The organism is Vibrio ezurae NBRC 102218, from assembly GCF_000467185.1.
Taxonomy (GTDB): Bacteria; Pseudomonadota; Gammaproteobacteria; order Enterobacterales; family Vibrionaceae; genus Vibrio; species Vibrio ezurae.
Map to the genome: position 1 here is coordinate 80,671 of NZ_BATM01000038.1, position 26,684 is coordinate 107,354.

The following is a 26,684-nucleotide window of genomic DNA, read 5'->3' on the forward strand; positions in this document are numbered from 1 at the left end:
TTGGTATGAAGGTTCAATGTACTTTACAGCATTTAGTTCAGCCTTGGCTGAGTCAGTTAAGTGAGGAATTGGCGCAAATAGCCGTTGCGAACTTAGAATTGGATAGCCGAAAAATAGAGGCAGGTTCTACCTTTATTGCTATCAAAGGTCATACAGTTGATGGTCGACGATTTATCGATAATGCGATTGCCGCTGGAGCTGTTTTGGTGATTGCGGAAAGTGACGCCGATAACGAGCATGGCAGTGTGCAGTGGCGAGCGCAAACGCCTGTTTTATACCTTGATGATTTAGGTGTGAATTTATCCGCGTTAGCACATCGTTTGTATCATTTTTCAGACATGGATTTAATTGCCGTTACGGGCACCAATGGTAAAACCACCATCACGCAAATTATTGCGCAGTGGTTGGGCTGCATTGGTCAGCAAGCGGCGGTGATGGGCACTACAGGTAATGGTTTTCTTGCGGATTTAAAAGAGGCCAAAAATACCACTGGCAGTGCGATTGAAGTGTGTAAAACACTGGCGCAATTGAAGCAGTCAGGTGCTCAGCTAGCCGCTTTAGAGATCTCATCTCACGGTCTAGTGCAACATCGTATTAAAGCACTGGCGTTTGCGGTAGGGGTATTTACCAACCTTAGCCGAGACCACCTTGATTATCACGGTAGCATGGCTGAATACGCTAAGGCGAAATTAAGCTTGTTTACTGAGCATGATTGCAAACATAAAGTCATTAATATCGATGATGAAGTGGGCAAGCAGTGGTTAACTCAGGTGCCAGATGCAATCGCAGTTTCACTACTAGAAAAGCCAACCACAGAGCGCTTTATGTATGCCACTCATATTGCTTACTCAGAGCAAGGCATTGATATTACTTTTGATAGTTCTTGGGGCGCAGGTGTATTACGTGTTCCTTTAATTGGTGAGTTTAACGCTTGTAATGTCTTGCTGGCGTTTACTGCTCTATTGAGTCTGGGTTTTGATATTAAAGAGTTACAACATACCTCTGCTCAGTTACAGCCTGTGATTGGCCGTATGGAACTTTTTCAAACCGCTGACAAAGCTAAAGTTGTAGTCGACTATGCTCACACCCCTGACGCACTAGAAAAAGCCTTACGAGCATTGAAAGTGCATTGCAAAGGACAGTTGTGGGCAATTTTAGGCTGTGGCGGTGACCGGGATTCAGGAAAAAGACCCATGATGGCAAGCGTGGCGGAAAAATTTGCTGATCGAATGATCCTTACCGACGATAACCCTCGCAGTGAGTGTCCCGTACAAATTATTGCAGATATGCAAAAAGGCGTTTTAAATCAAAAGTCTGTCATTGTTGAACATGATAGATTTAGCGCTTTGTCCTATGCTATTGAAAACGCTCAGTCCAATGACATTATTTTACTTGCGGGTAAGGGACACGAGGACTATCAAATCTTAGGAGATAAGACTATTCATTATTCTGATCGTGAATCGGCGATGACCTTGTTGGAGCTAGCCAAATGATAGCAACTCAACTATCGGATATCGCACAGGCTGTTAATGGTCGTATTATTGGCGATGATCTCACTATAGAGTCAGTTTCTACCGATAGTCGCAATATCCCTGCACAAGGTTTATTTGTGGCTTTAGTGGGTGAGCGTTTTGATGCCCATGACTTTTGTGAACAAGCAGTGGCGCAAGGCGCTGTGGCATTGCTGGTGGACAGAGAGCTGCCACTATCCATTCCTCAATTACTTGTCGAAGATACCAAGATTGCTTTAGGGCAATTGGGTGCTTGGAATTTAGCGAAGTTGAGCATCCCTAAAGTGGCGATTACTGGCAGCTGTGGTAAGACGACCGTTAAAGAGATGCTGACCTCTATTTTATCACTAAGAGGTGAGACGCTAGCGACCGCAGGTAACTTTAACAATGATATCGGTGCTCCACTCACCTTGTTACGCGCTAACTCAGAGCATGAATTTGCAGTGATTGAGCTAGGTGCAAACCACGAGCAGGAAATCGAATACACCGTTAATTTGGTTCAACCTGATATTGCTTTGGTCAACAATGTTGCCGCCGCACACCTTGAAGGTTTCGGTTCCATTGAAGGGGTAATGAAAGCCAAAGGCGAAATTTTCTCTACCTTAGATGAAAAAGGGTTAGCCCTGTATAACCTAGACAGTCAAGGTGGTGAGTTATGGCAATCTCTATTGCAAAACCGACGTGTTCAAACCTTTTCTTTAGATAACTCTTTAGCTGAATATTACGCCACTGGCATTGTTATTGATGATAATGGTTTAGCGAACTTCCAGCTGCATACTCCTTTCGGCATGGCTAAGGTCAATCTTAGCGTGGTCGGTAAGCACAACGTCGCTAATGCGGTAGCCGCCTCAGCGGTTGCCCTGAATATGGGGACGCCTTTAGCGACCGTTGTTGCGGGTCTAGAAGCCGTGGCACAAATGAAAGGACGGGTTGCGGTTGAGCAACTCACCAATAACATACGTTTAATTGACGACAGCTATAACGCTAGCGTTCCTGCGATGAAAGCGGCAGCGGATCTACTTAGCACTTTTAAAGGCAGTCGATGGCTGATTCTGGGCTTCATGGCGGAATTGGGTAAAGAAAGCCTTGAACTTCACCGACAAGTCGGTGAATATGCCGCAACATTTGGATTTGAGTATGTACTTACTTATGGCGATGACACTAAGGTAATTAGTGACGTTACCCATGGACACCATTTTGCGACTCACCAAAGCCTTTTGGATTTTGTAGAGCAACAAATCTCAAATCAACCACACATTCAACACACTTTGCTGGTTAAGGGTGCGAATAGCGCTCAAATGAGCAAAGTGGCCGCTGCACTGAAGGAGAAACTTAAATGATTATCTGGCTAGCGGATCTATTACAGCCTTATTTTTCGTTCTTTCGTCTTTTTGATTATCTCTCTTTTCGTTCGATCCTCAGTGTCATCACTGCATTAGGGTTATCGTTATGGATGGGACCTAAATTAATTCGACACTTACAACTGCTGCAAATTGGTCAAGTTGTACGTCACGACGGCCCAGAATCTCATCTGAGTAAACACGGTACCCCAACCATGGGTGGGGTCATGATTTTGGCTGCCATTAGTATCACCGTATTGCTATGGTCAGACTTATCTAACCCATATATTTGGGCGGTACTAACGGTATTGCTTGGCTATGGTGCGGTCGGCTTTGTGGATGATTACCGCAAAGTAGTGCGCAAAAATACCGATGGCTTGATTGCTCGTTGGAAATATTTTTGGCAGTCCTCGATTGCGATCGTGGTGGCTTTTGCCTTGTACGCGCACGGTAAAGACACCGCCGCCACTCAGCTTGTGGTGCCTTTTTTCAAAGACATCATGCCGCAACTTGGCCTGTTTTATATTGTACTGACTTACTTTGTGATTGTGGGTACCAGTAATGCGGTTAACTTAACCGATGGCTTGGACGGCTTGGCTATCATGCCAACTATCTTGGTTTCAGCCGGTTTTGCCATTATTGCTTATGCCACAGGTAACGTGAATTTCGCGCAATACTTGCACATTCCTTATATCCCAGACAGCAGTGAGCTGGTGATTTTCTGTGCGGCGATTGTAGGTGCAGGTTTAGGCTTCTTATGGTTTAACACTTACCCTGCACAAGTCTTTATGGGCGATGTAGGCTCGCTTGCTCTTGGCGGGGCGCTTGGCACTATTGCAGTGTTAGTACGTCAAGAATTTGTATTAGTGATTATGGGCGGCGTTTTCGTTATGGAAACTCTGTCGGTCATTTTACAGGTTGGCTCTTATAAGTTACGTGGTCAACGCGTTTTCCGTATGGCACCTATTCACCATCACTACGAACTAAAAGGCTGGCCAGAGCCTCGTGTTATTGTACGTTTTTGGATTATTTCTATCGTACTTGTGCTAATTGGTCTTGCAACATTGAAGGTACGTTAATCCATGCAACAGTGGCAAAAGATACAAAATGTCGTCGTTATCGGGCTTGGTATTACTGGGCTGTCAGTGGTTAATCACTTAAAAAGAGTTTCATCACAATTGGGGCGAAACCTGAGCATTAAAGTGATTGATACTCGAGAAAACCCAGCCGGGCGAGATAAACTGAGCGATGACGTGCCACTGTTTTGCGGCAGTTTAAATCAGCCATGGTTAGATAGTGCCGACCTGATTGTGGCCAGTCCAGGAATTGCTTTAGCAACTACTGAACTGCAACAAGCGGCTAAACTGGGCGTGCCCATTGTCGGTGATATTGAGCTGTTTGCTTGGGCGACCAACAAACCCGTACTTGCGATTACCGGTTCTAATGGCAAAAGCACTGTGACTGATTTAACGGGCGTGATGGCAAATGCCGCAGGCATTAAAACCGCAGTTGGTGGCAATATTGGTGTCCCAGCTCTAGATTTACTTGAATCAGATGCGGATTTGTATGTGCTTGAGCTGTCTAGTTTTCAACTTGAAACAACTTCTAGCTTAACCTTACAAGCCGCCGCATTTTTAAATCTATCTGAAGACCATATGGATAGATATGAAGGTATGCACGATTATCGAGATGCTAAATTACGAATCTTTGATAACGCCAAGATTAAAATTGTGAATGCAGATGATAAAGCCACTTACCCAGACAACCGTCAAGGCTTGCTGGCGTTTGGCATCGCGCAAGGTGAATATTATCTGTCAGATCATGCGAATCAAACATGGCTCACCAGTCATGGACAGCGCCTGTTAGCGACGGATGAACTGTCTATTGTGGGTCAACACAATATGCTTAACGCCTTAGTGTCAATTGCGCTACTTGAAGCGGCTAATATTGATGTTAAGTCTGCTTTAAATGCATTGAAATCTTATGTCGGACTGGCGCACCGTTGTCAGGTAGTCAGTCGTGATAATGGCATTACTTGGGTAAATGACTCAAAAGCGACCAATGTTGCCAGCACTTTAGCGGCATTAAATGGTTTACGCATTGCAGGTTGTTTGTACCTATTGCTAGGTGGTGACGGCAAAGGCGCCGATTTTAGCGAATTAAAACCTGCGCTATCTGCCTTGCATGCTGAGCTGTATTGCTTTGGCGCAGATGGTAAACAGCTCGCTTTACTGTCTGAAAACAGTGTTTACTTTGAAAGTATGCAAGAAGCGGTGCAGGCCATTCGACAGAAAGCCAAAGTCGGTGATATGGTGATGCTTTCTCCCGCTTGTGCCAGTTTAGATCAGTTTGCGAACTTTATGCTGCGCGGAGATATCTTTACTCAGCTCGCTCAACACAGTGATGAGCAGCAGGATGCAATTTAAAAATAGAGATCAGGAAAAAGTGAAAAAATTACGTTGGCTGTCTCGATTTCACGGAAAAGAATCGACTCCTACATTAAGTGATGAAGTGGTAGTGTCTTCTGATGAAATAGAAAATCTTCAACAGCCTTCTGCTTTACCTGTTCTTTATGATCGACAGTTAGTGTGGCTCACACTGATTCTTATGCTTATTGGCTTAGTGATGGTGACATCAGCATCATTACCCTTGAGCTATACCCACTTTGGTACTCCCTTCCATTTTGCAATACGCCATGCGTTTTATCTGATCCTAGCATTGGGTGTTATGGCTGTTGTGGTGCATATTCCAACCAAACTATGGTTGAAATACAGTATGGCACTGTTGATATTAAGCCTATTTTTACTGCTGGTGGTGTTAGTCGGCGGTAAATCGGTGAACGGGGCATCGCGCTGGATTCCTTTAGGACCAATAAACTTTCAGCCGGCAGAGCTGGCAAAACTGTCATTGTTTATTTTTATGTCCAGCTACTTGTTCCGTAAACAACAAGAAGTCAGGGCCAGTTTTTTCGGCGGTTTCTTAAAGCCTTTCCTTGTGTTTGGCGCGCTTGCTGTCCTTTTGTTAGGCCAACCAGACTTAGGTACTGTGGTGGTAATGCTAGTGACTATCTTTGGCATGCTTTTCATTGCGGGCGCTAAGTTATGGCAATTTTTGGCGATAGCCTTTGCTGGGGTGCTGGCAGTTTGTGGTTTGATCTTGGCCGAACCGTATCGAATGAAGCGTGTGACATCATTTCTAGACCCTTGGGAAGACCCGTTTGGTAGTGGCTATCAGTTGACACAGTCTTTGATGGCGTTTGGTCGTGGTGAGTGGTTTGGACAAGGTTTAGGTAATTCAATTCAAAAACTGGCTTATTTACCTGAGGCCCATACGGACTTTGTATTTGCAGTGATGGGTGAAGAACTCGGTTTTGTGGGAGTAACCTGCATACTGTTGCTTATCTTTGCGTTAGTATTTAAAGCTGTATTCATTGGCAAGCGTGCTATTGAGTCTGGCGATGTATTTAGTGGTTACCTTTCGATGGGCTTTGGCATTTGGTTTGCATTTCAAAGTGTGGTCAACGTAGGTGCGGCAGCCGGTATGGTTCCCACCAAAGGTTTGACACTGCCACTGATCAGTTACGGTGGTTCGAGTTTGATCATTATGTCTATTGCCGTAGGGATAGTGATAAGAATCGATCACGAGTATCGATTGCAAGATTATCAGCAGTCACTGCTACAAGATGATGATTCACAAGGTAAAGCATAATGACCTCTGAAAAAAAACGACTTTTAGTCATGGCTGGCGGAACTGGTGGACACGTTTTTCCGGGCCTTGCTGTCGCTAAATACTTACAGCAACAAGGTTGGGAGATTCGCTGGCTAGGTACGGAAGATCGTATGGAAGCTGAGCTTGTGCCTAAACATGGTATTGAGATTGACTTTATTAAGGTCAAAGGGCTTAGAGGTCAAGGTTTAGCGAAGCTGATTAAAGCGCCATTTCAGATCATCAATGCTATTGCCCAAGCTAAAACTCATATAAAACGCTATCAGCCTGATGTGGTATTAGGTATGGGGGGTTACGTCAGTGGTCCGGGTGGCATCGCCGCTCGTCAGTGCGGTATTCCATTAGTGTTGCATGAGCAAAATGCCGTTGCAGGATTAACCAATAGCTGGCTTGCGAAAGTAGCCAGTAAAGTTTTTCAGGCTTTCCCTGGAGCATTTCCTAGTGCGCAAGTCGTGGGTAACCCCGTTCGCACCGATGTGGTGGCCCTTGATGATCCTGCGACACGTCTAGCGTCTCGTGCCGATGATATTCGCATTTTAGTGATGGGTGGCAGCCAAGGCGCACGAATTCTAAATCATACCCTCCCTGAGACGGTTGCAGAACTTGGTCAGGGGTACAGCATATGGCATCAGGTAGGTAAAAATAACCAAGCTGATGTGGAGACGCGCTATCAAGACGCGGGCGTAAAAGACGTTAAAGTTACAGAGTTTATTGACGATGTTGCTGCAGCTTATCAATGGGCAGATCTGATTGTTTGTCGCTCTGGCGCGCTGACAGTTTCTGAAATATCAGCCGCAGGATTAGCTGCGATTTTTATCCCATATCCGCATAAAGATCGACAACAAGCACTAAACGGAGATTACTTAGTGGATGTTGGAGCGGCAAAAATGATTGAACAGCACAATTTGTCGGCGAGTAAGCTAAAAGACACTATTCAAGAATTAGACAGAACCTCATTGCTTGAGATGGCGATTCACGCGCGTCAAGCCGCTAAACTTGATGCGGATAAAGTGGTGGCGGATGCCATCATAGCGTTAAGTAAATAGCGTTAAGCCACAGTGATTAATCTCAAAGTACTGAGCAAGAGAATATTATGGTAATTGAACACGAACAAGATTTAGCTCATATCCGAGCGATGATTCCAGAAATGCGCCGCGTGCAAAGCATCCACTTTGTGGGTATTGGTGGCGCAGGTATGAGCGGTATTGCTGAGGTATTACTGAATGAAGGCTATGCCATCTCTGGCTCAGATATCAATCAAAATGCGGTAACCGAACGATTAGAAAACAAAGGCGCGACCATTTTTATGGGACATGCGCAGAGCAATGTAGAAAATGCCAGCGTGGTGGTGGTCTCAACGGCTATCGATCAGCACAACCCTGAAATTGTCGCGGCGCAAGCCTTGCGTATTCCGATTGTTCGTCGAGCTGAAATGTTGGCGGAGATTATGCGTTACCGTCACGGTATTGCTGTTGCAGGTACGCATGGCAAGACCACGACAACGGCACTGGTTACACAAGTGTATTCAGAGGCGGGTTTAGATCCTACGTTTGTCAATGGTGGGCTAGTCAAAAGTGCTGGCACCAATGCACGTTTAGGATCAAGCCGCATTCTCATTGCTGAAGCCGATGAAAGTGATGCTTCATTTTTGCATCTGCAACCTATGGTAGCCATCGTGACGAATATCGAAGCTGACCATATGGATACGTATGGTGGTGACTTTGAAGTGCTTAAACAAACTTTCCGTGATTTCTTACACAAACTGCCATTTTATGGTCAGGCAATTATGTGTATCGATGATCCTGTTATTCGCGAGATGCTACCGACTATTAGCCGTCAGGTGATTACATATGGTTTTGCGGAAGATGCCGATGTCAGAATCGTTGATTATCGCCAGCAAGGACAACAAAGTTTCTTTACCGTTAAGCGTGAAGGTAAGAGTGATCTTAACATCACATTAAATATGCCGGGTAAACATAATGCACTGAATGCTTCAGCGGCGATCGCTGTAGCAACAGAAGACAGCATTTCAGATGACGCTATTTTATCGGCTCTTTTAGCTACTCAAGGTACAGGACGTCGATTTGAACACCTTGGTGAATTTGATACTGGTAATGGTCAGGCCATGCTAGTGGACGATTATGGTCATCACCCAAGTGAAGTGGATGTGACCATAGATGCGGCGCGCGCCGGCTGGCCAGAAAAACGCTTGGTGATGGTCTTCCAGCCACACCGTTATAGCCGTACTCGCGATCTTTTTGACGATTTTGCCAATGTATTAGACAAGGTCGATGTTCTATTGATGCTGGATGTTTATTCCGCCGGCGAAGAGCCGATTGCCGGTGCGGACAGTCGCTCATTATGTCGAGCAATTCGTGGCCGAGGACGTATCGAGCCTATTTTTATTAAAAAACAAGATGAATTGCCAAACGTGCTGAGCAACCTGTTGCAAGACGGAGACCTTGTCCTTACTCAGGGTGCGGGTGATGTAGGAAAGGTTGCCAAAAAACTGGAAAAGCTAGCACTCAATATCAGAGCAATGCAAAAAAGTTAGTTTCCTTAACGAAATATCCCTTATTGTTATGGAAAGATCATGGTGGGTAAGTATAATCTAAAGGTAGATATACTTGCCTGTGTAGGCATATGCGCCGTTAATTAGGAAGTCGACGACATTATTAAAATGGAAGCTATATTAGACGTCGAAACTGAATACAAACAAAAACCAAGGTTCAAGTTTTCCTTGGTTGATGCGAGTTTTTTACTGTTCGTTGTTATTTTGATTGTTTTTGGTATTTATTCCACCGTTGCATGGATGCGAGATAGTGGACGGTTGCCCCTTTCTCAGTTTGTTCTTGAAGGTAACTTAGAATACGTACATAACTCTGACGTACAGAGTGCATTGTCACGCATTCAGCCATTTGGCACTTTTATGACGCAAGATGTGACTCAACTGCAACACGCTGTTGAAGATTTGCCTTGGGTTGCCAGTGCCGCTATTCGTAAACAATGGCCAAATACCATCAAGGTTTTTGTAATTGAGCATCAACCCGCAGCAATATGGAATGGTACTGCACTGTTGAATGACAGTGGGCAGATCTTCAATGCTGATCCGGGTTATTTGCATGAAAAAGACCAAGACATAGTCAAACTTTATGGCCCTGAGGCCAAAAGTGAAGATGTGCTGAGAACTTGGCGGGAGTTGAAGCCTCAATTTGAAGGCTTAGGGTTAGAGATTACCTCCGTTGTTCTCAATGACAGACTGGCTTGGCAGATTATATTAGACAACGGCATTCGCCTTGAATTAGGCAAAGATGCATTAAATGAAAGAATAAAACGCTTTGTTGACCTTTATCGACACATGAACGAAAAGGTTCAGCAAATCAGTTATATAGACTTGAGATACGATACTGGAGCCGCCGTAGGTTGGCTTTCCGACGAGCACAGGCATAGAGAGTAGTTATGACCAAGGGTATGGACGATAATCTAATTGTTGGTTTGGATATCGGTACGGCGACTGTTTCAGCGCTAGTAGGCGAAATTCTTCCAGACGGTCAGATCAATGTTATTGGATCGGGTAGTAGTCCATCTCGCGGAATGGACAAAGGCGGGGTGAATGACCTCGAATCTGTTATCAAGTCCGTTGAGCGTGCGGTGAATCAAGCTGAACTTATGGCTGAACATAAGATTAGCAAAGTGTACCTGTCTATCTCTGGTCAGCACATTACCAGTCGTATTGAAAAAGGTATGGGAGCCATTTCCGATGAAGAAGTGTCTCAAGAAGATATGGACAGAGCGATCCATACCGCAAGGTCAATAAAAATTGGCGAAGAAGAGCGTATTTTACACGTAATTCCACAAGAATTTAAAATAGATCATCTTGGCGGAATTAAAAATCCGCTAGGCTTATCTGGTGTACGTATGGAAGTCAGCGTACATATGATTTCTTGTCATAATGATATGGCAAGAAATGTCATCAAAGCTGTAGAGCGTTGTGGCTTAACAGTTGAACAATTAGTCTTCTCAGGTCTTGCAGCAAGTGATGCCGTAATTACCGAAGATGAAAAAGAATTAGGCGTGTGTGTTGTTGATATCGGCGCTGGCACTATGGATGTTGCACTTTGGACCGGTGGCGCTTTGCGTCATACAGAAGTGTTCTCCTATGCAGGTAACTCTGTAACCAGTGACATCGCTTTTGCCTTTGGTACGCCAATTAACGACGCAGAAGAAATCAAAGTGAAGTATGGCTGCGCGATGAGCGAATTGGTCAGCAAAGACGATACCGTTAATGTTCCTAGTGTGGGTGGTCGTCCATCTCGTAGCTTGCAAAGACAAACGTTATCTGAAGTGATAGAACCGCGTTATACTGAACTTATGGGTTTAATCAATCGAGCGATTGAAAACGCACAAAACAAAATGAGAGAAAGTGGTGTTAAGCATCACCACATTGCTGCCGGTATTGTTCTTACTGGCGGTGCTTCCCAAATAGAAGGTTTGGCTGAATGTGCTGAGCGTGTATTTGGTAACCAAGTTCGAATTGGGAAGCCGACAGAAGTAAAAGGCTTAACAGAATATGTGAAGGAGCCGTACCATTCTACGGCAGTTGGTTTATTGCATTATGGCAAAGACAGCAATTTTAATGATGATGGTGAGTATTCAGAACCGAAACAAGCCTCATCAGTTGCAGGGTTTTTTACCAAAATGCGTAATTGGATACAAAAAGAATTTTAACCTGGCTAGACAGGAAACGGAGAAAGCAGATGTTTGAACCGATGACGGAAATGAATGATGAAGCCGTAATTAAGGTCGTTGGTGTTGGCGGTGGCGGTGGTAATGCCGTTGAACATATGGTTCGTGAGTCCATCGAAGGCGTGGAATTCATCAGTGTTAATACCGATGCACAGGCACTTCGCAAGGCCAGCGTAAGTTCCGTAATTCAAATTGGTACTGATATTACTAAAGGCCTTGGTGCTGGTGCAAACCCTCAGGTTGGTCGTGATTCAGCGCTTGAAGATCGTGAAGCGATCAAGGGTGTGCTGCAAGGGGCTGATATGGTATTCATCGCTGCTGGTATGGGCGGTGGTACAGGTACTGGTGCAGCGCCAGTCATTGCTGAAATTGCAAAAGAACTGGGTGTACTAACGGTTGCTGTAGTAACAAAACCATTTGGTTTTGAGGGTAAGAAACGTCTAGCGTTTGCTGAGCAAGGCATTGAAGAGCTTTCTAAGCATGTTGATTCCCTTATTACAATTCCTAACGAAAAACTGCTGAAAGTATACGGTCGCAATGTGACGCTACTAGAAGCATTCGGCTATGCTAATGATGTATTGAAAGATGCAGTGCAAGGTATCGCAGAATTGATTACTCGTCCTGGCATGATCAACGTCGACTTTGCGGATGTTCGCACCGTAATGTCTGAAATGGGTCAAGCAATGATGGGTAGCGGTGTTTCTACTGGTGAAGATCGTGCAGAAGAAGCGGCAGAAGCAGCTATTTCACACTCTCTACTAGAAGATATCGATTTAGCGGGTGCGCGTGGCGTACTGGTTAACATCACTGCGGGTATGGACATGCGTCTTGATGAGTTTGAGATTGTGGGTAACACGGTTAAAGCGTTTGCTTCTGATAACGCAACTGTTGTTATTGGTACCTCTCTAGACCCTGATATGTCTGACGAGTTCCGTGTAACGGTTGTCGCTACAGGTATTGGCAACGAGAAGCGACCTGAAATCACACTAGTGGCTGGTTCAGCTTCTAAGCCAAAAGCTGCTCCTGCTCCTGAACCTCGCGTTGCTGTTGCAGCAAAAGCTGAGTCAGAAATGAAGGTTCAAGCGACGACAGTTAAACCAAAATCAGAGCCTGTTGTTTCTCGTCCTGCGACGGGTGGTCAACAACACGCAGCTAAAGCCGGCCAAACAGAAAGCGCATTGCTAGACATTCCAGCTTTCTTACGCAACCAAGCCGACTAATTGCTCATTTTTTGACAATTGAAAAAAAACTGGTAGGATGTGCGACCAAGCTGGAAACAGCGACAGAATTTGCTTTAAATGAGGGGTATTGCATGATTAGGCAGCGTACTTTAAAAGAGATCGTTAAAACAACCGGAGTGGGTTTGCACTCTGGGCGAAAGGTCACACTAACGCTTCGCCCTGCAGCAACAAACACTGGTGTTATTTATCGTAGAACGGATTTGGAGCCAGCAGTGGATTTCCCTGCGGATGCCAACTCTGTACGTGACACTATGTTGTGTACCGCTCTTGTAAATGACGATGGTGTGCGCATCTCTACTGTTGAGCACCTTAATGCGGCACTTTCAGGCATGGGCATCGATAATATTATTATCGAAGTGGATGCACCTGAAATTCCAATTATGGATGGCAGTGCGAGCCCATTCGTATACTTGCTACAATCAGCAGGTATCGAGGTTCAAAACGCGGCTAAGCGCTTTATTCGCATTAAGAAGCCAGTTCGAGTAGAAGATGGCGACAAATGGGCTGAACTTGTTCCTTACAACGGTTTCCGTCTAGACTTTGAAATTGAATTTGAACACCCAGCGATTGATTCAGATGAGCAGCACATGCTCTTTGATTTCTCGTCTAAATCTTTTGTAAAAGAGATTTCTCGTGCTCGTACTTTTGGTTTCATGCGTGATATCGAATATCTTCAATCACAAAACTTATGCCTAGGCGGCAGTTTTGATTGTGCAATCGTTCTTGATGAATACCGTATTCTTAACGAAGACGGCCTACGTTTTTCAAACGAATTTGTTACGCACAAAGTGTTGGATGCTATCGGTGATATGTACATGTGTGGTTCACCAATCGTTGGTGAGTTACGTGCATTTAAATCAGGTCACGGTCTAAATAACCAACTTCTTCGCGCAGTATTGGCTGACCAAGAAGCTTGGGAATGGGCAACCTTTGAAGAAGAAGCAGGTTCACCTGTTGCTTTTGCTGAACCAAACATGGTGTTGGCATAAGCGTTTAGCAAGCTAAACCAAACACAATTAAAAAAGCAGCCTAGGCTGCTTTTTTTGATCTTGGTATGTCGCTTTATTTCTCTATCTCTTTATTTCTACTTATTAGCCAGTTTGGCGATATTACGTAATCTCTGCTTTATTTTATCCGGCGCTATTTCTGCCAGCATAGTCAAATTATCGGCCGTAGCTTGCGAAAGCGGCGGGCGAGAAGGAAGGTCTTTTTCTGCCACAAACAGTTGCTCACTTTTATACAGCTCTGGGCTGACTTTAATTTCAATATTGACTAGGCGAGCAAAGCCTCTTTGGCGCAATTGAGACAAAAGATAAAGGCGATCATAGTTGAGCTTCATTTTAATTGAAGCGTTGGCGACTTCTAATACCAACTGGCTATCGCGACAGTTGGCCACTCGACAATAGCGTCTAATTTCTTTAGGTAGTAATTCTAGAACAGTATTGTTGAGTTTATTGATGGCAGCCGCGTGTTCTTGGATTGCTCCAAGCTTGGTATTTTTAATCACCTCTTCGGTTAATGTCGGTCTATGATCTCGCACAACTCAGCCTTTGAGAAGAATTTCGACGTCATTTTACCATGTTTGACCCCCTGATTCGCTTTATCTTTATCCAGTTGATTAAAAAAAACAGAGGCTTGTTCAAACAAATTTAGTTTCTAATGGTCGGCAAGTTTAAAATTTCATACACTATAGCTCATTAAATCTAACTGAAAGCTTGAATTTGCTTGCTTTGGACTCAATATCACTGAGTACTCGCTGAATAGATATATAAGCCGAACAAGAATTTTGGATCACAACGATCCACAACAAGAGAAACAATAACAATGATAACTAAGCTACTGACAAAGGTAATTGGCAGTCGAAACGAGCGTACTCTTCGCCGTCTTCGTAAGATCGTTAAAGAGATCAATAGTTACGAGCCTGATTATGAAAAACTAAGTGACGAAGAACTAAAAGCGAAAACCGTTGAATTTCGTCAGCGTTTAGAAAAAGGCGAAACACTAGAGCAGCTATTACCTCATGCTTTTGCAACGGTACGTGAAGCATCAAAACGTGTTTATGGTATGCGCCACTTTGATGTGCAGCTTATCGGCGGTATGGTTCTGAACAATAGTCAGATTGCTGAGATGCGTACGGGTGAAGGTAAAACCTTAACGGCTACACTTCCTGTGTACTTGAACGCGCTGACGGGTAAAGGTGTGCATGTGGTCACGGTGAATGACTATCTAGCAAGCCGTGATGCGGAAACCAACCGTCCACTATTTGAGTTCTTAGGGATGACCGTTGGTGTCAACATTCCTAACATGGCACCGCCAGCTAAGAAAGAAGCTTATAAAGCTGATGTTCTTTACGGAACGAATAACGAATTTGGTTTTGACTACCTACGTGACAACATGGCCTTCCGTGCTGAAGACCGTGTGCAACGTGAACGTTTCTTCGCGGTTGTGGATGAGGTGGATTCCATCTTAATCGATGAGGCGCGTACTCCGCTTATTATTTCTGGTCCTGCCGAAGATAGCTCCGAGCTTTATACTCGTATCAACGTATTAATTCCTAATCTTGAATTGCAAGATAAGGAAGACAGCGAAGACTACCGTGGCGATGGTCACTACACTTTAGATGAAAAATCTAAGCAAGTGTACCTAACGGAAACAGGTCAAGAGTATGTTGAAGAGCTCATGATCAAAAATGGCTTGATGGAAGAAGGAGATACACTTTACTCTCCGACCAACATCAGTCTATTACACCACGTTAATGCGGCTTTGCGTGCTCATGTTCTGTTTGAGCGTAACGTTGACTATATCGTCAATGAAGAGGGCGAAGTGGTTATCGTTGATGAGCACACTGGTCGTACAATGCCGGGTCGTCGCTGGTCAGAAGGTCTGCATCAAGCAGTAGAAGCGAAAGAAGGCGTTAAGATTCAAAACGAGAACCAAACGCTGGCCTCGATCACCTTCCAGAACTACTTCCGTCTATACGACAAATTGTCTGGTATGACAGGTACTGCGGATACTGAAGCATTTGAGTTCCAGTCTATCTATGGCCTAGAAACAGTGGTTATCCCAACCAACAAACCTATGATCCGTAACGATATGCCAGATGTGGTTTATCGTACAGAAGAAGATAAGTTTGCCGCCATTATTGAAGACATTAAAGATCGCGTAAAAGCCGGTCAACCTTCTTTAGTGGGTACTATCTCGATTGAAAAATCAGAGCTTTTATCTAATGCGCTAAAAGACGCTAAGATTAAGCACAATGTTCTAAACGCAAAATTCCACGAACATGAAGCTGAAATCGTCGCTGGCGCAGGTATGCCAGGTGCGGTGACTATCGCAACCAACATGGCGGGTCGTGGTACCGATATCGTGCTAGGGGGTAACTGGAAAGCTGAAGTTGAGGCACTAGAAAACCCAACTGACGAGCAAGTAGCAGAGATCAAGCAAGCATGGCGTAAGATCCACGATCAAGTGTTAGAGGCGGGTGGTCTACACATTATTGGTACAGAGCGTCATGAATCTCGCCGTATCGATAACCAGCTACGTGGTCGTTCTGGTCGTCAGGGTGATGCGGGTTCTTCTCGTTTCTACCTTTCAATGGAAGATTCACTACTGCGTATTTTTACCTCAGACCGTATGGCTGGCCTAATTCAGTCAGGTATGGATGAAGGTGAAGCGATTGAAAGTAAGATGCTTTCGCGCTCAATTGAAAAAGCACAACGTAAAGTAGAAGGTCGTAACTTCGATATCCGTAAACAGCTTCTGGAATACGATGATGTAGCCAACGATCAACGTAAAGTTGTTTACGAACTGCGTGATGAGCTAATGGAAGCTGATGACATCAGCGAAATGATTGAGCACAACCGCGCCGACGTTGTAGAAAGCACTATTGATGAATACATTCCGCCACAATCTATTGAAGAGATGTGGGATGTATCCGGTCTTGAAAAACGCCTAAAAACTGAATTTGAATTAGAACTGCCGATTCAAACTTGGTTAGACGAAGACGACAAACTCTATGAAGAAGTGTTGCGTGAGAAAATCCTAGCGGCAACAGTTGCAGTATACAAAGAGAAAGAAGAAGCGGTAGGTGCATCAGTACTGCGCAACTTTGAAAAATCAGTGATGCTGCAATCTCTTGACGGCCTTTGGAAAGAGCATTTGGCGGCAATGGATCATCTGCGTCAAGGTATCCACTTACGTGGCTACGCTCAGAAGAACCCTAAGCAGGAATATAAGCGCGAATCTTTCGAACTATTTGAAGGCTTATTGATGACGTTAAAGTCTGACGTGATTTCTATTCTGAGCAAAGTACGTGTGCAGCAGCAAGAAGAAGTTGAGCGTATGGAGCAGCAACGTCAAGCTCAAGCAGAAGCCGCGGCTCGTTTAGCAAAAGCTCAGCATCAAACCGCTGAAAACCAGCTTGCTGGCGATGAGCAACCGACAGCTGCAGCACAAACTCCGGTACGTAACGAGCAAAAAGTGGGTCGTAATGAACCGTGTCCGTGTGGCTCAGGTAAAAAGTACAAACATTGCCATGGTAAAATTGCTTAGTTATTCACTTTGTGACTGATTAAAAATGATAAAAAGAGTCGCTGATGCGGCTCTTTTTTTACATATAGAGAGGAATGAATGAAAAGAGTGCATATTGTAGCTGGCATCATCTTCAACCCCGAAAAAAAACAAATCTATATAACAAAGCGCCCAGATCATGCTCATAAAGGTGGTTTTTGGGAGTTCCCTGGTGGGAAAGTGGAAAAGAACGAATCAGCAGTCGATGCGATTGAAAGAGAGCTGTTTGAAGAGATAGGCATTCATGACTTACGTAGTGAAGTTTTTCAGCATTTTGATTTTGACTATAGTGATAAAGCATTAAGTTTTGATTTTTTTGTGGTGCACAGCTTTATTGGGACTCCTTTTTGTAAAGAAGGGCAGCAAGGGCGCTGGGTAAACGTTGAAAACTTGGCTGATTACTCATTTCCAGAAGCAAATATTCCGGTTGTAAAATCAGTGATGAAACACTTTTACTTCGAGAAGTGAATTGGCTGGATTCCAAACTGTGATTCAGATACATTAAGTCATCCCAATTTGTAGAATGGAGACTAACGTAGTGGTGCGAATAGCAGTTGCCGGAGCGGCAGGCCGTATGGGCCGTAATTTAGTTAAAGCAACAAACGGCATGGAACAAGCAACTCTTGGCGCAGCCAATGAACGTCCACAAACCTCTTTGATTGGTGTGGATGTTGGTGAGTTGAGCGGTGAAGGCAAACTTGATGTTGTACTCGTTGATGATTTTCATAAAGTCATTGATGATTTTGATGTGATTGTTGACTTTACTGCACCTGTAAATACGTTAGCCAACCTCGAGTTATGTAAAAAGCACGCTAAAGCGATTGTCATCGGTACGACGGGCTTTACGGAACAGCAAAAACAGCAAATCAACGAGTACGCAAAATCGGTTTCGATTGTGATGGCACCTAACTTTAGTGTCGGGGTTAACCTTGTATTTAAGTTGCTAGAAAAAGCCGCTAAAGTCATGGGCGATTACACTGATATTGAAATTGTTGAAGCGCACCATCGTCATAAAGTCGATGCCCCATCGGGTACCGCTATCGGCATGGGCGAGGCTATTGCTGGCGCTATGGGTAATAATCTAGCAGACGTTGCTGTATATGCCCGCGAAGGTATTACGGGAGAGCGTAGCCGTGATGAAATTGGTTTTGCCACTATTCGCGCAGGCGATATTGTCGGTGAACATACCGCGATGTTTGCTGATATTGGTGAGCGTGTAGAGATCACTCACAAAGCGACCGATAGAATGACATTCGCCAATGGTGCCGTTCGTGCTGCACAGTGGTTGGGGGATAAGCCTGTCGGTTTGTACAGCATGACCGATGTTCTCGATTTGAATAACATTTAATAAAACGCCAGCAGATGCTGGCGTTTTTTTTGCTTAAAATTATCTGTGGTTTTTTAGCGGAAATAAGAGGTTTTTATTGTCGCTTTTGGAGCTTTCGATTGATTTTGTGTTTATTACCCTTTATTTGTGGGCTTAACTGTTCAGGGTAACGTTTTCTATTTCTTGGAAATGTGTTTTTATGGATGCTGAGTATACTTTTTAATCCACTCTTTCTGAAAGAAGGGTAATTATCATTTTATATACAGGTTAAGTTTTGTTTTTAGGGAGTTCATGTTCTAAATATCCGAGAGTGGCAAAAAAAAGCACTTTTTAGAGGTCGTTTAATTGACAATATTACGTAGCATCATTAAAATGCCGTCAATTTGTCTGAGTTCAGCAAATGTGACCTACCTCTATAATAGAGTGGGCGCTTGAAATTTAATTTATTAATTTCACATATTTATTTGTTTGGAGGTTGTCTTGAATAAGCCAGCAATATTGGTCCTAGAAGATGGGACTGTGTTCCGTGGTATCGCGATTGGAGCTGAAGGCTCTGCCATTGGAGAAGTTGTTTTTAATACCTCGATGACGGGGTACCAAGAAATTCTTACTGATCCATCCTATTCTCAACAAATCGTTACTCTTACTTACCCTCACATTGGCAATACCGGAACCAACTCCGAAGATGAAGAATCTACTTCTATTCATGCTCAAGGCCTTGTGATTCGCGACCTTCCTATCATTGCTTCTAACTTCCGTAGTGAACAAACTCTTTCTGAATACCTTAAGTCTCAAAACATTGTAGGTATTGCTGACATTGATACGCGTAAATTAACTCGTATTTTACGTGAGAAAGGTGCGCAAAACGGTTGTGTGATTGCGGGTAATAACCTCGACGAAGCTCTAGCACTGGCTAAAGCAAAAGAATTCCCTGGCTTAAAAGGCATGGATCTTGCGAAAGAAGTGACAACCAAAGAAACCTACCAATGGAAACAAGGTTCTTGGACACTTGAAGGCGGTCTTCCTGAAGCGAAAGATGACTCTGAACTGCCATACCACGTTGTTGCTTATGATTTTGGTGCCAAGCGTAACATCTTGCGTATGCTTGTTGACCGTGGCTGTCGCCTAACTGTTGTTCCTGCTGAAACTTCAGCGGAAGACGTATTAGCGCTGAACCCAGACGGTGTATTCCTGTCAAACGGCCCTGGTGACCCGGCTCCTTGTACTTATGCCATTGAAGCAACTAAAACTTTCCTAGACAAAGGTCTGCCTATCTTTGGTATTTGTCTTGGTCATCAAATTCTAGCTTTGGCTTCTGGCGCGACAACAGTGAAGATGAAGTTTGGCCATCACGGTGCTAACCACCCGGTTAAAGACCTTGATCGCAACGTAGTAATGATTACTTCTCAGAACCACGGTTTTGCGGCTGACGAAGAGACGCTACCGGCTAACTTACGTGCAACGCATAAATCTCTATTTGATGGTTCATTGCAAGGTATTCACCGCACAGATAAGCCAGCGTTTAGCTTCCAGGGTCACCCTGAAGCAAGCCCTGGTCCACATGATGCGGCACCACTATTTGACCATTTCATTGACCTGATTAAAGAACATAAAGCGTAAGTTGGAGTAGAGATAAAATGCCAAAACGTAATGACATAAAAAGCATTCTAATTTTAGGTGCTGGCCCGATCGTTATCGGTCAGGCGTGTGAGTTTGACTACTCTGGCGCTCAAGCGTGTAAAGCACTTCGTGAAGAAGGCTACCGAGTAATTCTAGTTAACTCAAACCCAGCAACAATCATGACTGACCCAGAGATGGCCGATGCAACATACATCGAACCAATCCAATGGGAAGTCGTTCGTAACATCATTGCGAAAGAACGTCCTGATGCGGTACTGCCTACTATGGGTGGTCAAACTGCGCTTAACTGTGCTCTAGACCTAGAGAAACACGGCGTTCTTGCTGAATTTGATGTTGAGATGATTGGCGCAACTGCCGATGCTATCGACAAAGCTGAAGACCGTTCTCGCTTTGATAAAGCGATGAAGCACATTGGTCTTGAGTGTCCAACTGCGGATACAGCGAAGAGCATGGAAGAAGCTTACAAAGTTCTAGAAATGGTTGGCTTCCCTTGTATCATCCGTCCATCATTCACTATGGGTGGTACTGGTGGCGGTATCGCGTACAACAAAGAAGAATTTGAAGAAATTTGTCGTCGCGGTCTAGACCTTTCACCAACTAACGAGCTTCTAATCGATGAATCTCTAATTGGTTGGAAAGAGTACGAGATGGAAGTGGTTCGTGACAAAGCGGACAACTGCATCATCGTTTGTGCGATTGAAAACTTTGACCCTATGGGTATTCACACTGGTGACTCAATCACAGTGGCTCCAGCACAAACGCTAACTGACAAAGAATACCAATTGATGCGTAACGCATCTCTTGCGGTACTGCGTGAAATCGGCGTAGAAACAGGTGGTTCAAACGTACAGTTTGGTATCAACCCGAAAGATGGCCGTATGGTTATCATCGAGATGAACCCACGTGTATCTCGCTCTTCTGCTCTAGCGTCTAAAGCAACAGGCTTCCCAATCGCTAAGATTGCCGCGAAACTGGCAGTAGGCTTTACGCTAGACGAATTGATGAATGACATCACTGGCGGCGCAACACCAGCCTCATTCGAACCAACTATCGATTACGTAGTCACTAAGATCCCTCGCTTTAACTTCGAGAAATTTGCGGGTGCTAACGACCGTCTAACGACACAGATGAAATCTGTGGGTGAAGTTATGGCGATTGGTCGTAACCAACAAGAGTCACTACAAAAAGCATTGCGTGGCCTAGAAGTGGGCGCAACAGGCTTTGACGAAATGGTTGACCTTGATGCTCCTGACGCACTGACTAAGATTCGTTACGAACTTAAAGAAGCAGGCGCTGAGCGTATCTGGTACATCGCTGACGCATTCCGTGCCGGCATGTCAGTTGACGGCGTATTCAACCTAACGGCAATTGATCGCTGGTACTTAGTTCAAATCGAAGAAATCGTTAAACTTGAGCAACAAGTAAAAGCAAAAGGTTTTGCGGGTCTAAACAAAGAAGCACTAAATCAGCTGAAACGTAAAGGCTTTGCTGATGCTCGTTTGTCTAAGATTCTTGGTGTTGCAGAAAGCGAAATTCGTCGTCTACGTGACCAATACGAGATTCACCCTGTTTACAAACGCGTAGATACTTGTGCGGCTGAATTCTCTTCAGATACAGCTTACATGTACTCATCTTACGATGACGAGTGTGAAGCAAACCCAACAGATAAAGACAAGATCATGATCTTAGGTGGCGGTCCAAACCGTATCGGCCAAGGCATTGAATTTGACTACTGTTGTGTACACGCATCTCTAGCACTACGTGAAGACGGTTACGAAACTATCATGGTTAACTGTAACCCTGAGACAGTGTCTACTGACTACGACACGTCTGACCGTTTGTACTTCGAACCAGTAACACTGGAAGATGTATTGGCTATCGCTCGCGTTGAGAAACCTAAAGGCGTTATCGTACAATACGGTGGTCAAACTCCACTGAAATTGGCTCGTGCTCTAGAAGCAGCTGGCGTGCCTATCATTGGTACTAGCCCTGACGCTATCGACCGCGCCGAAGACCGTGAGCGTTTCCAAGTTGCTGTTGACCGTCTAGGTCTTCTACAACCACAAAATGCGACAGTAACCACAATGGAACAAGCGATTGAGAAGTCGCGTGAAATTGGTTACCCACTAGTGGTACGTCCTTCTTACGTACTTGGTGGTCGTGCGATGGAAATCGTTTACGATGAGCAAGACTTACGTCGTTACTTTAACGAAGCAGTTAGCGTTTCAAACGAATCTCCTGTACTACTGGATAGCTTCCTTGATGATGCCGTTGAAGTGGACGTTGATGCCATTTGTGACGGTGAGCGCGTAGTGATTGGCGGTATCATGGAACACATCGAACAAGCGGGCGTTCACTCAGGTGACTCTGCATGTTCACTTCCTGCTTACACGCTAAGCCAAGAAATCCAAGATGTGATGCGTGAACAAGTTGAGAAACTGGCGTTTGAGCTAGGTGTTCGTGGTCTAATGAACACGCAGTTTGCCGTTAAAAACAATGAAGTATACCTAATCGAAGTTAACCCTCGTGCAGCGCGTACTATCCCATTTGTTTCTAAAGCAACTGGTGCTCCAATTGCTAAGATTGCCGCTCGCGTAATGGCTGGTCAATCTCTAGAAGCTCAAGGCTTCACTAAAGAAGTGATTCCACCATACTACTCTGTGAAAGAAGTGGTTCTACCGTTCAACAAATTCCCTGGTGTTGATCCACTATTAGGCCCAGAAATGCGCTCTACTGGTGAAGTGATGGGTGTTGGCGCAACATTTGCTGAAGCGTACGCTAAAGCAGAACTTGGTTGTGGCAATGTGTACCCTGAAGGTGGTCGTGCACTGCTTTCTGTTCGTGAAGGTGACAAAGAGCGTGTTGTTGACTTAGCATCGAAGTTAACCAAATTAGGTTACCATTTAGATGCGACACACGGCACAGCGGTTATCCTTGGTGAAGCAGGTATTAACCCTCGTCTAGTGAACAAAGTACATGAAGGTCGTCCTCATATTCTTGACCGTATCAAGAACAATGAATACACCTACATTGTAAACACTGCAGCGGGTCGTCAAGCGATTGAAGACTCAAAAGTACTACGTCGTGGTGCTCTTGCAGAGAAACTAAACTACACCACAACGCTAAACGCTGCATTTGCAACGTGCATGGCTCATACTGCAGACGCTAAAACTAACGTGACTTCAGTACAAGAATTGCACGCAAAAGTAAAAGCAAGCCTAGCGTAATAGTCTTTAAAAATAATAATCAGGCGGGGGTATAGCCTCCGTCATGACAACCTCATTTGCCCGCTTTTTAGCGGGCTTTTTTGTGCATTGAATATCTGAAAGCAGGTTACTGCTTAGGCATAGGAGTATGAAGCTCAGGACGAAAGGCGAGGGGAGAATACCCAGAAGAACGATGAAAATTAGGAATGAGTTGCTTTCTATTGTTTCGCTATTGTGATCTGTCTCACAGTGGTATCTTAGCGCTTCAACTTTAGCTGATGGGTGATTACCGATGGATGTAAGCATTGAAATACTTACGTTTTTATTTTTTGTAGCAGGTTTAGCTGGCTTCATTGATGCTATGGCTGGTGGGGGTGGATTATTAACCTTACCTGCATTATTGGCTGCTGGCGTACCACCGACGCATGCATTAGCGACGAATAAATTACAAAGCTCCTTTGGCAGTTTCTCCGCCAGTTTCTATTTTGTACGCAATGGGTTAGTGAGCCTAAAAGAAATGCGTCTGGCGATTCTGTGTACTTTTATCGGGTCAGCTGTGGGCGCTGAAGCGGTGCAGTATATTAATGCCAGCATTCTTACCAGTCTTATCCCAGCATTATTGATACTGATTTCTTTGTACTTTTTGTTGTCTCCACAAAATCGTGAAGCATCAGGCGAGCGCAAAATATCGGAAGCCATGTTTGCGTTTTTTGTGGGTGGCGGTATTGGTTTTTATGATGGCTTCTTTGGGCCGGGGACGGGCTCTATTTTTGCCGTGTGTTTTGTGGTTCTGGCAAACTGTTCGTTGGTTGAAGCCACTGCCCGCACTAAGGTTTTAAACTTCACTTCGAATATTGCCGCATTAACCTTTTTTATTATTGCAGGCTTACCAATTTGGAAAATTGGTCTAGTGATGGCGATCGGTGGGTTCATTGGTGCTCGTTGCGGCGCTAAAGTTGTAGTAACAAAAGGGCAACGCTGGATTCGTCCATTGGTGATTATTATGTCAATGACGATGGCAGTGAAGTTACTTTGGGTACAGCATCAACAATGGTTTCTATCATTATTTTCACTCTTTCATTCTTAAGTGACTTTGGCCTTACGCATAAATTGATAGGACGGCTCAACGGCGTTAATTGCTCAAAAAAGTAAAGGTGTTGAGTCGGAATATTAAGTGTTTTTATTGTAGAGAGTGGGATGAGCGCTGGCGCTAAACCTCCCAGAGCAAGCTTTGCCGAGGCGGTATAGGAGTCCATTTCCATTAGAGGCGTAATCCCTAGAGTTTCTAGCAGTTGCCCTTGATAGGCGTTAGCAGGGTTTGTTAAATCGTTACAAAGGAGTTTGCTAGGTAAGTTGAGTTGTGGATATTTGCTGACAATATAAAAAGGTTCATCAAATAGGTGGAATACTTCCAGTCCATGACTTTTAGGTAAGTGGCCGGCACAAAAGCCGATAGTGACTCTGCCTGACTGCACATTTTCTACGATGCGAGGTGTATGGTTGGTGGTAATCGTTAGCGCTTTTTCAATGGCATGAATAGGCTCTATCTGTGAAGCCAAATATCCCGCAATCAGAGTTTCAGAGCAATCCATTTTAATGACGGCATCAGACGATAGGCTTTGTTCGTCACTGATTAAGCCTTGCAGTTCGATAAAGGTAGGCGCTACGTTTCGGATTAGTGCTTGCGCCGCTGGTGTCAGTCGGATCAGCCGACCATCAGGCTCAACTAACTTCTTGTCCAGCTTTTTTTCTAAATTTGAAATTCGTTTACTGACCGCTGACTGGCTAATATAGAGCTGAGAGCCAGTACGACTCATGGTCTTTTCTTTGTTCAACACCAGTAGTGTTTCGATACCCTCTAATAGCATGTCGCACTCATGAATAAATGGAATTGTTTTTAAGTTAGGTGATCATATGAAAACTTGCTAGAGAAAAGTCATAAATTATCGAAAGAAGGGGGATTATCATTCCGTTCATATTGTTTATGACTTTTAATCTTGGATAGGCAAATCAGTTTTTACCTAACGCAAAGGTCGGTAATGATAAGTGCCAACGAATGGCCGCTAAGCGTATTAACAGGGTTACCGTGATCCCTCCTAATAGTGCTTGTGTACTGGTAAAGCCCAACTCTAAGAGTCCGGTATGGGTACATCCCCCGACAATACATGCCGTTGCATACACTTCACTACGCAATACCATAGGGATTTCTCTGGCTAAAATATCTCGTAAGATCCCGCCGCCACAGCCTGTGAGTACACCCATCATGACCGCAATCATGTACGAGCTTTGATAGCTCAGTGCTTTTTCTACGCCAATCCCCACAAATGCGGCTAACCCAATGGCATCACACACCGGGAGTAGATACCAAGCGATTCGCTTTGGCCTTCTTACGATCAGCATAGTGAGTAGACTGGTCACAATAATCACCCAAATATAGGTGGTATTGCCAATCCAAAATACTGGGGTTGCCCCCAGCATCATGTCGCGAATAGTTCCCCCACCAATGGCCGTGACTGCAGCCAGTACAATCACACCAAAGGGGTCCATTCTTAATCGACCAGCCAACAATACTCCTGATATAGCAAAGATGGCGGTACCAAATAGGTCGATAAAGTACAGCAGGCTCATTACGCAGTTTTCACCAATGCTAGCATGTTAAGCACCATCTCAGATGAGCTCTTCGCCGCTAGGGGTAGAAACTCTTCGAAGCTCATTGGTGATTCTTTGTCAGCCACATCTGAAATAGCACGTACTACTACGAAAGGAACAGCAAACTGATGACAAGTTTGCGCGATAGCTGACGCTTCCATTTCTACCGCAATAACCGCGGGGAAATCGGTACGGATACGTTGTTGTGCTTGTGCGGTACACACAAAGGTATCGCCAGTACAAATAAGGCCATGAACTGCGTGTTTGTCGCCCATTTTGTCTAGTGCTGTCTGTGCAAGGTTGATCAGTTTTTCGTCAGCTTTAAACGCTGCGGGTTGACCTGCCATTTGCCCAATTTCATAGCCAAAAGCAGTCACATCAGCATCATGATGGCGAACTTCGGTAGACACAATCACATCACCAAGGTTTAAGCTTGAGTCGAAACCGCCAGCAGAACCTGTGTTGATAATAACGTCGGGTTGGTAATCACTGATCAGTAATGTGGTACCCACTGATGCTGCGACTTTACCAATGCCAGATTGAAGTAGAACCACTTCAACACCATCAATGTCACCTGCGAAGAAGGTACAGCCGCCTTTCTTCTGCTCAGTCAATTGGTTGATGGATTGTTTTAGGATGGCAACTTCTTGTTCCATCGCACCGATAATGCCGACTTTCATAAAAATCTCGCTCTGATCAATGTAGCTATATTAGATAGAGCGAGATTG

Annotated in this window: 21 protein-coding genes; 17 read left to right on the plus strand and 4 right to left on the minus strand. The window is 44.5% G+C overall.

What is annotated here, in order from left to right; all coding sequences use genetic code 11:
- The first annotated feature begins 5 nt into the window (after nucleotides 1-5).
- The 11 genes from murE (at nucleotide 6) to lpxC (ending at nucleotide 13,553) form a co-directional block, all read left to right on the plus strand.
- On the plus strand, nucleotides 6-1,493 hold the full coding sequence (murE, locus tag VEZ01S_RS12350; protein ID WP_021714379.1) for a UDP-N-acetylmuramoyl-L-alanyl-D-glutamate--2,6-diaminopimelate ligase: 1,488 nt from the start codon (nucleotides 6-8) through the stop codon (nucleotides 1,491-1,493).
- Nucleotides 1,490-2,851, plus strand: coding sequence for a UDP-N-acetylmuramoyl-tripeptide--D-alanyl-D-alanine ligase (locus VEZ01S_RS12355; protein ID WP_021714380.1), 1,362 nt, complete (start codon nucleotides 1,490-1,492; stop codon nucleotides 2,849-2,851). Before murE ends, VEZ01S_RS12355 begins: the two co-directional genes overlap by 4 nt.
- The gene (gene mraY / locus VEZ01S_RS12360; RefSeq protein ID WP_021714381.1) at nucleotides 2,848-3,930 is read left to right on the plus strand and encodes a phospho-N-acetylmuramoyl-pentapeptide-transferase; all 1,083 of its coding nucleotides are present in this window, start codon (nucleotides 2,848-2,850) and stop codon (nucleotides 3,928-3,930) included. The genes VEZ01S_RS12355 and mraY overlap by 4 nt, the downstream gene beginning before the upstream one ends.
- Before the next feature lie 3 nt (nucleotides 3,931-3,933).
- On the plus strand, nucleotides 3,934-5,277 hold the full coding sequence (gene murD, locus VEZ01S_RS12365) for a UDP-N-acetylmuramoyl-L-alanine--D-glutamate ligase (protein WP_021714382.1): 1,344 nt from the start codon (nucleotides 3,934-3,936) through the stop codon (nucleotides 5,275-5,277).
- A gap of 85 nt (nucleotides 5,278-5,362) precedes the next feature.
- Complete coding sequence (gene ftsW, locus VEZ01S_RS12370; protein ID WP_052032228.1) at nucleotides 5,363-6,559, plus strand: cell division protein FtsW; 1,197 nt, start codon at nucleotides 5,363-5,365, stop codon at nucleotides 6,557-6,559.
- Nucleotides 6,559-7,623 carry an undecaprenyldiphospho-muramoylpentapeptide beta-N-acetylglucosaminyltransferase gene (gene murG / locus VEZ01S_RS12375; RefSeq protein WP_021714384.1) on the plus strand — a complete coding sequence of 355 codons (1,065 nt, stop codon included), beginning with the start codon at nucleotides 6,559-6,561 and terminating at the stop codon, nucleotides 7,621-7,623. Before ftsW ends, murG begins: the two co-directional genes overlap by 1 nt.
- Nucleotides 7,624-7,670: 47 nt before the next feature.
- Nucleotides 7,671-9,131, plus strand: a complete 1,461-nt coding sequence (murC, locus tag VEZ01S_RS12380) for a UDP-N-acetylmuramate--L-alanine ligase (protein WP_021714385.1) — start codon at nucleotides 7,671-7,673, stop codon at nucleotides 9,129-9,131.
- Between the two features lie 126 nt (nucleotides 9,132-9,257).
- Nucleotides 9,258-10,034, plus strand: a complete 777-nt coding sequence (locus tag VEZ01S_RS12385; protein WP_021714386.1) for a cell division protein FtsQ/DivIB — start codon at nucleotides 9,258-9,260, stop codon at nucleotides 10,032-10,034.
- Between the two features lie 2 nt (nucleotides 10,035-10,036).
- Nucleotides 10,037-11,305, plus strand: coding sequence for a cell division protein FtsA (gene ftsA, locus VEZ01S_RS12390; RefSeq protein WP_021714387.1), 1,269 nt, complete (start codon nucleotides 10,037-10,039; stop codon nucleotides 11,303-11,305).
- A gap of 29 nt (nucleotides 11,306-11,334) precedes the next feature.
- Entirely contained in the window at nucleotides 11,335-12,543 is a 1,209-nt protein-coding gene (gene ftsZ / locus VEZ01S_RS12395) for a cell division protein FtsZ (protein WP_021714388.1), read from the plus strand.
- 92 nt (nucleotides 12,544-12,635) lie between these two features.
- Entirely contained in the window at nucleotides 12,636-13,553 is a 918-nt protein-coding gene (gene lpxC / locus VEZ01S_RS12400; RefSeq protein ID WP_021714389.1) for a UDP-3-O-acyl-N-acetylglucosamine deacetylase, read from the plus strand.
- Nucleotides 13,554-13,648: 95 nt separating this feature from the next.
- Here the strand turns inward: lpxC and VEZ01S_RS12405 are convergent, their stop codons facing one another.
- Nucleotides 13,649-14,104, minus strand: a complete 456-nt coding sequence (locus VEZ01S_RS12405) for a DUF721 domain-containing protein (RefSeq protein ID WP_021714390.1) — start codon at nucleotides 14,102-14,104, stop codon at nucleotides 13,649-13,651.
- Between the two features lie 284 nt (nucleotides 14,105-14,388).
- On the opposite strand from VEZ01S_RS12405, the gene secA reads away from it, so the two are divergent.
- The 6 genes from secA (at nucleotide 14,389) to VEZ01S_RS12440 (ending at nucleotide 24,394) form a co-directional block, all read left to right on the plus strand.
- A complete protein-coding gene (gene secA / locus VEZ01S_RS12410) occupies nucleotides 14,389-17,115 on the plus strand; it encodes a preprotein translocase subunit SecA (RefSeq protein WP_021714391.1) in 2,727 nt (908 codons plus the stop codon).
- Nucleotides 17,116-17,193: 78 nt separating this feature from the next.
- Nucleotides 17,194-17,601 (plus strand): 8-oxo-dGTP diphosphatase MutT, encoded by a 408-nt coding sequence (gene mutT / locus VEZ01S_RS12415; protein ID WP_021714392.1) that lies wholly within the window; start codon nucleotides 17,194-17,196, stop codon nucleotides 17,599-17,601.
- 55 nt (nucleotides 17,602-17,656) lie between these two features.
- On the plus strand, nucleotides 17,657-18,481 hold the full coding sequence (gene dapB, locus VEZ01S_RS12420; RefSeq protein WP_174371952.1) for a 4-hydroxy-tetrahydrodipicolinate reductase: 825 nt from the start codon (nucleotides 17,657-17,659) through the stop codon (nucleotides 18,479-18,481).
- 459 nt (nucleotides 18,482-18,940) lie between these two features.
- Nucleotides 18,941-20,080, plus strand: a complete 1,140-nt coding sequence (gene carA / locus VEZ01S_RS12425) for a glutamine-hydrolyzing carbamoyl-phosphate synthase small subunit (RefSeq protein WP_021714394.1) — start codon at nucleotides 18,941-18,943, stop codon at nucleotides 20,078-20,080.
- 17 nt (nucleotides 20,081-20,097) lie between these two features.
- A complete protein-coding gene (carB, locus tag VEZ01S_RS12430) occupies nucleotides 20,098-23,328 on the plus strand; it encodes a carbamoyl-phosphate synthase large subunit (RefSeq protein WP_021714395.1) in 3,231 nt (1,076 codons plus the stop codon).
- Between the two features lie 271 nt (nucleotides 23,329-23,599).
- Nucleotides 23,600-24,394, plus strand: a complete 795-nt coding sequence (locus VEZ01S_RS12440) for a TSUP family transporter (protein WP_021714396.1) — start codon at nucleotides 23,600-23,602, stop codon at nucleotides 24,392-24,394.
- Here the strand turns inward: VEZ01S_RS12440 and VEZ01S_RS12445 are convergent.
- The 3 genes from VEZ01S_RS12445 to mtnN form a co-directional block, all read right to left on the minus strand.
- On the minus strand, nucleotides 24,309-25,175 hold the full coding sequence (locus tag VEZ01S_RS12445) for a LysR family transcriptional regulator (protein ID WP_021714397.1): 867 nt from the start codon (nucleotides 25,173-25,175) through the stop codon (nucleotides 24,309-24,311). The two genes, VEZ01S_RS12440 and VEZ01S_RS12445, sit on opposite strands and share 86 nt — an antisense overlap.
- 142 nt (nucleotides 25,176-25,317) lie before the next feature.
- Nucleotides 25,318-25,935: a TRIC cation channel family protein gene (locus VEZ01S_RS12450; RefSeq protein WP_021714398.1), complete on the minus strand. Its 618-nt coding sequence runs from the start codon at nucleotides 25,933-25,935 to the stop codon at nucleotides 25,318-25,320.
- Complete coding sequence (gene mtnN / locus VEZ01S_RS12455) at nucleotides 25,935-26,636, minus strand: 5'-methylthioadenosine/S-adenosylhomocysteine nucleosidase (RefSeq protein WP_021714399.1); 702 nt, start codon at nucleotides 26,634-26,636, stop codon at nucleotides 25,935-25,937. The genes VEZ01S_RS12450 and mtnN overlap by 1 nt, the downstream gene beginning before the upstream one ends.
- Between the last annotated feature and the right edge of the window lie 48 nt (nucleotides 26,637-26,684).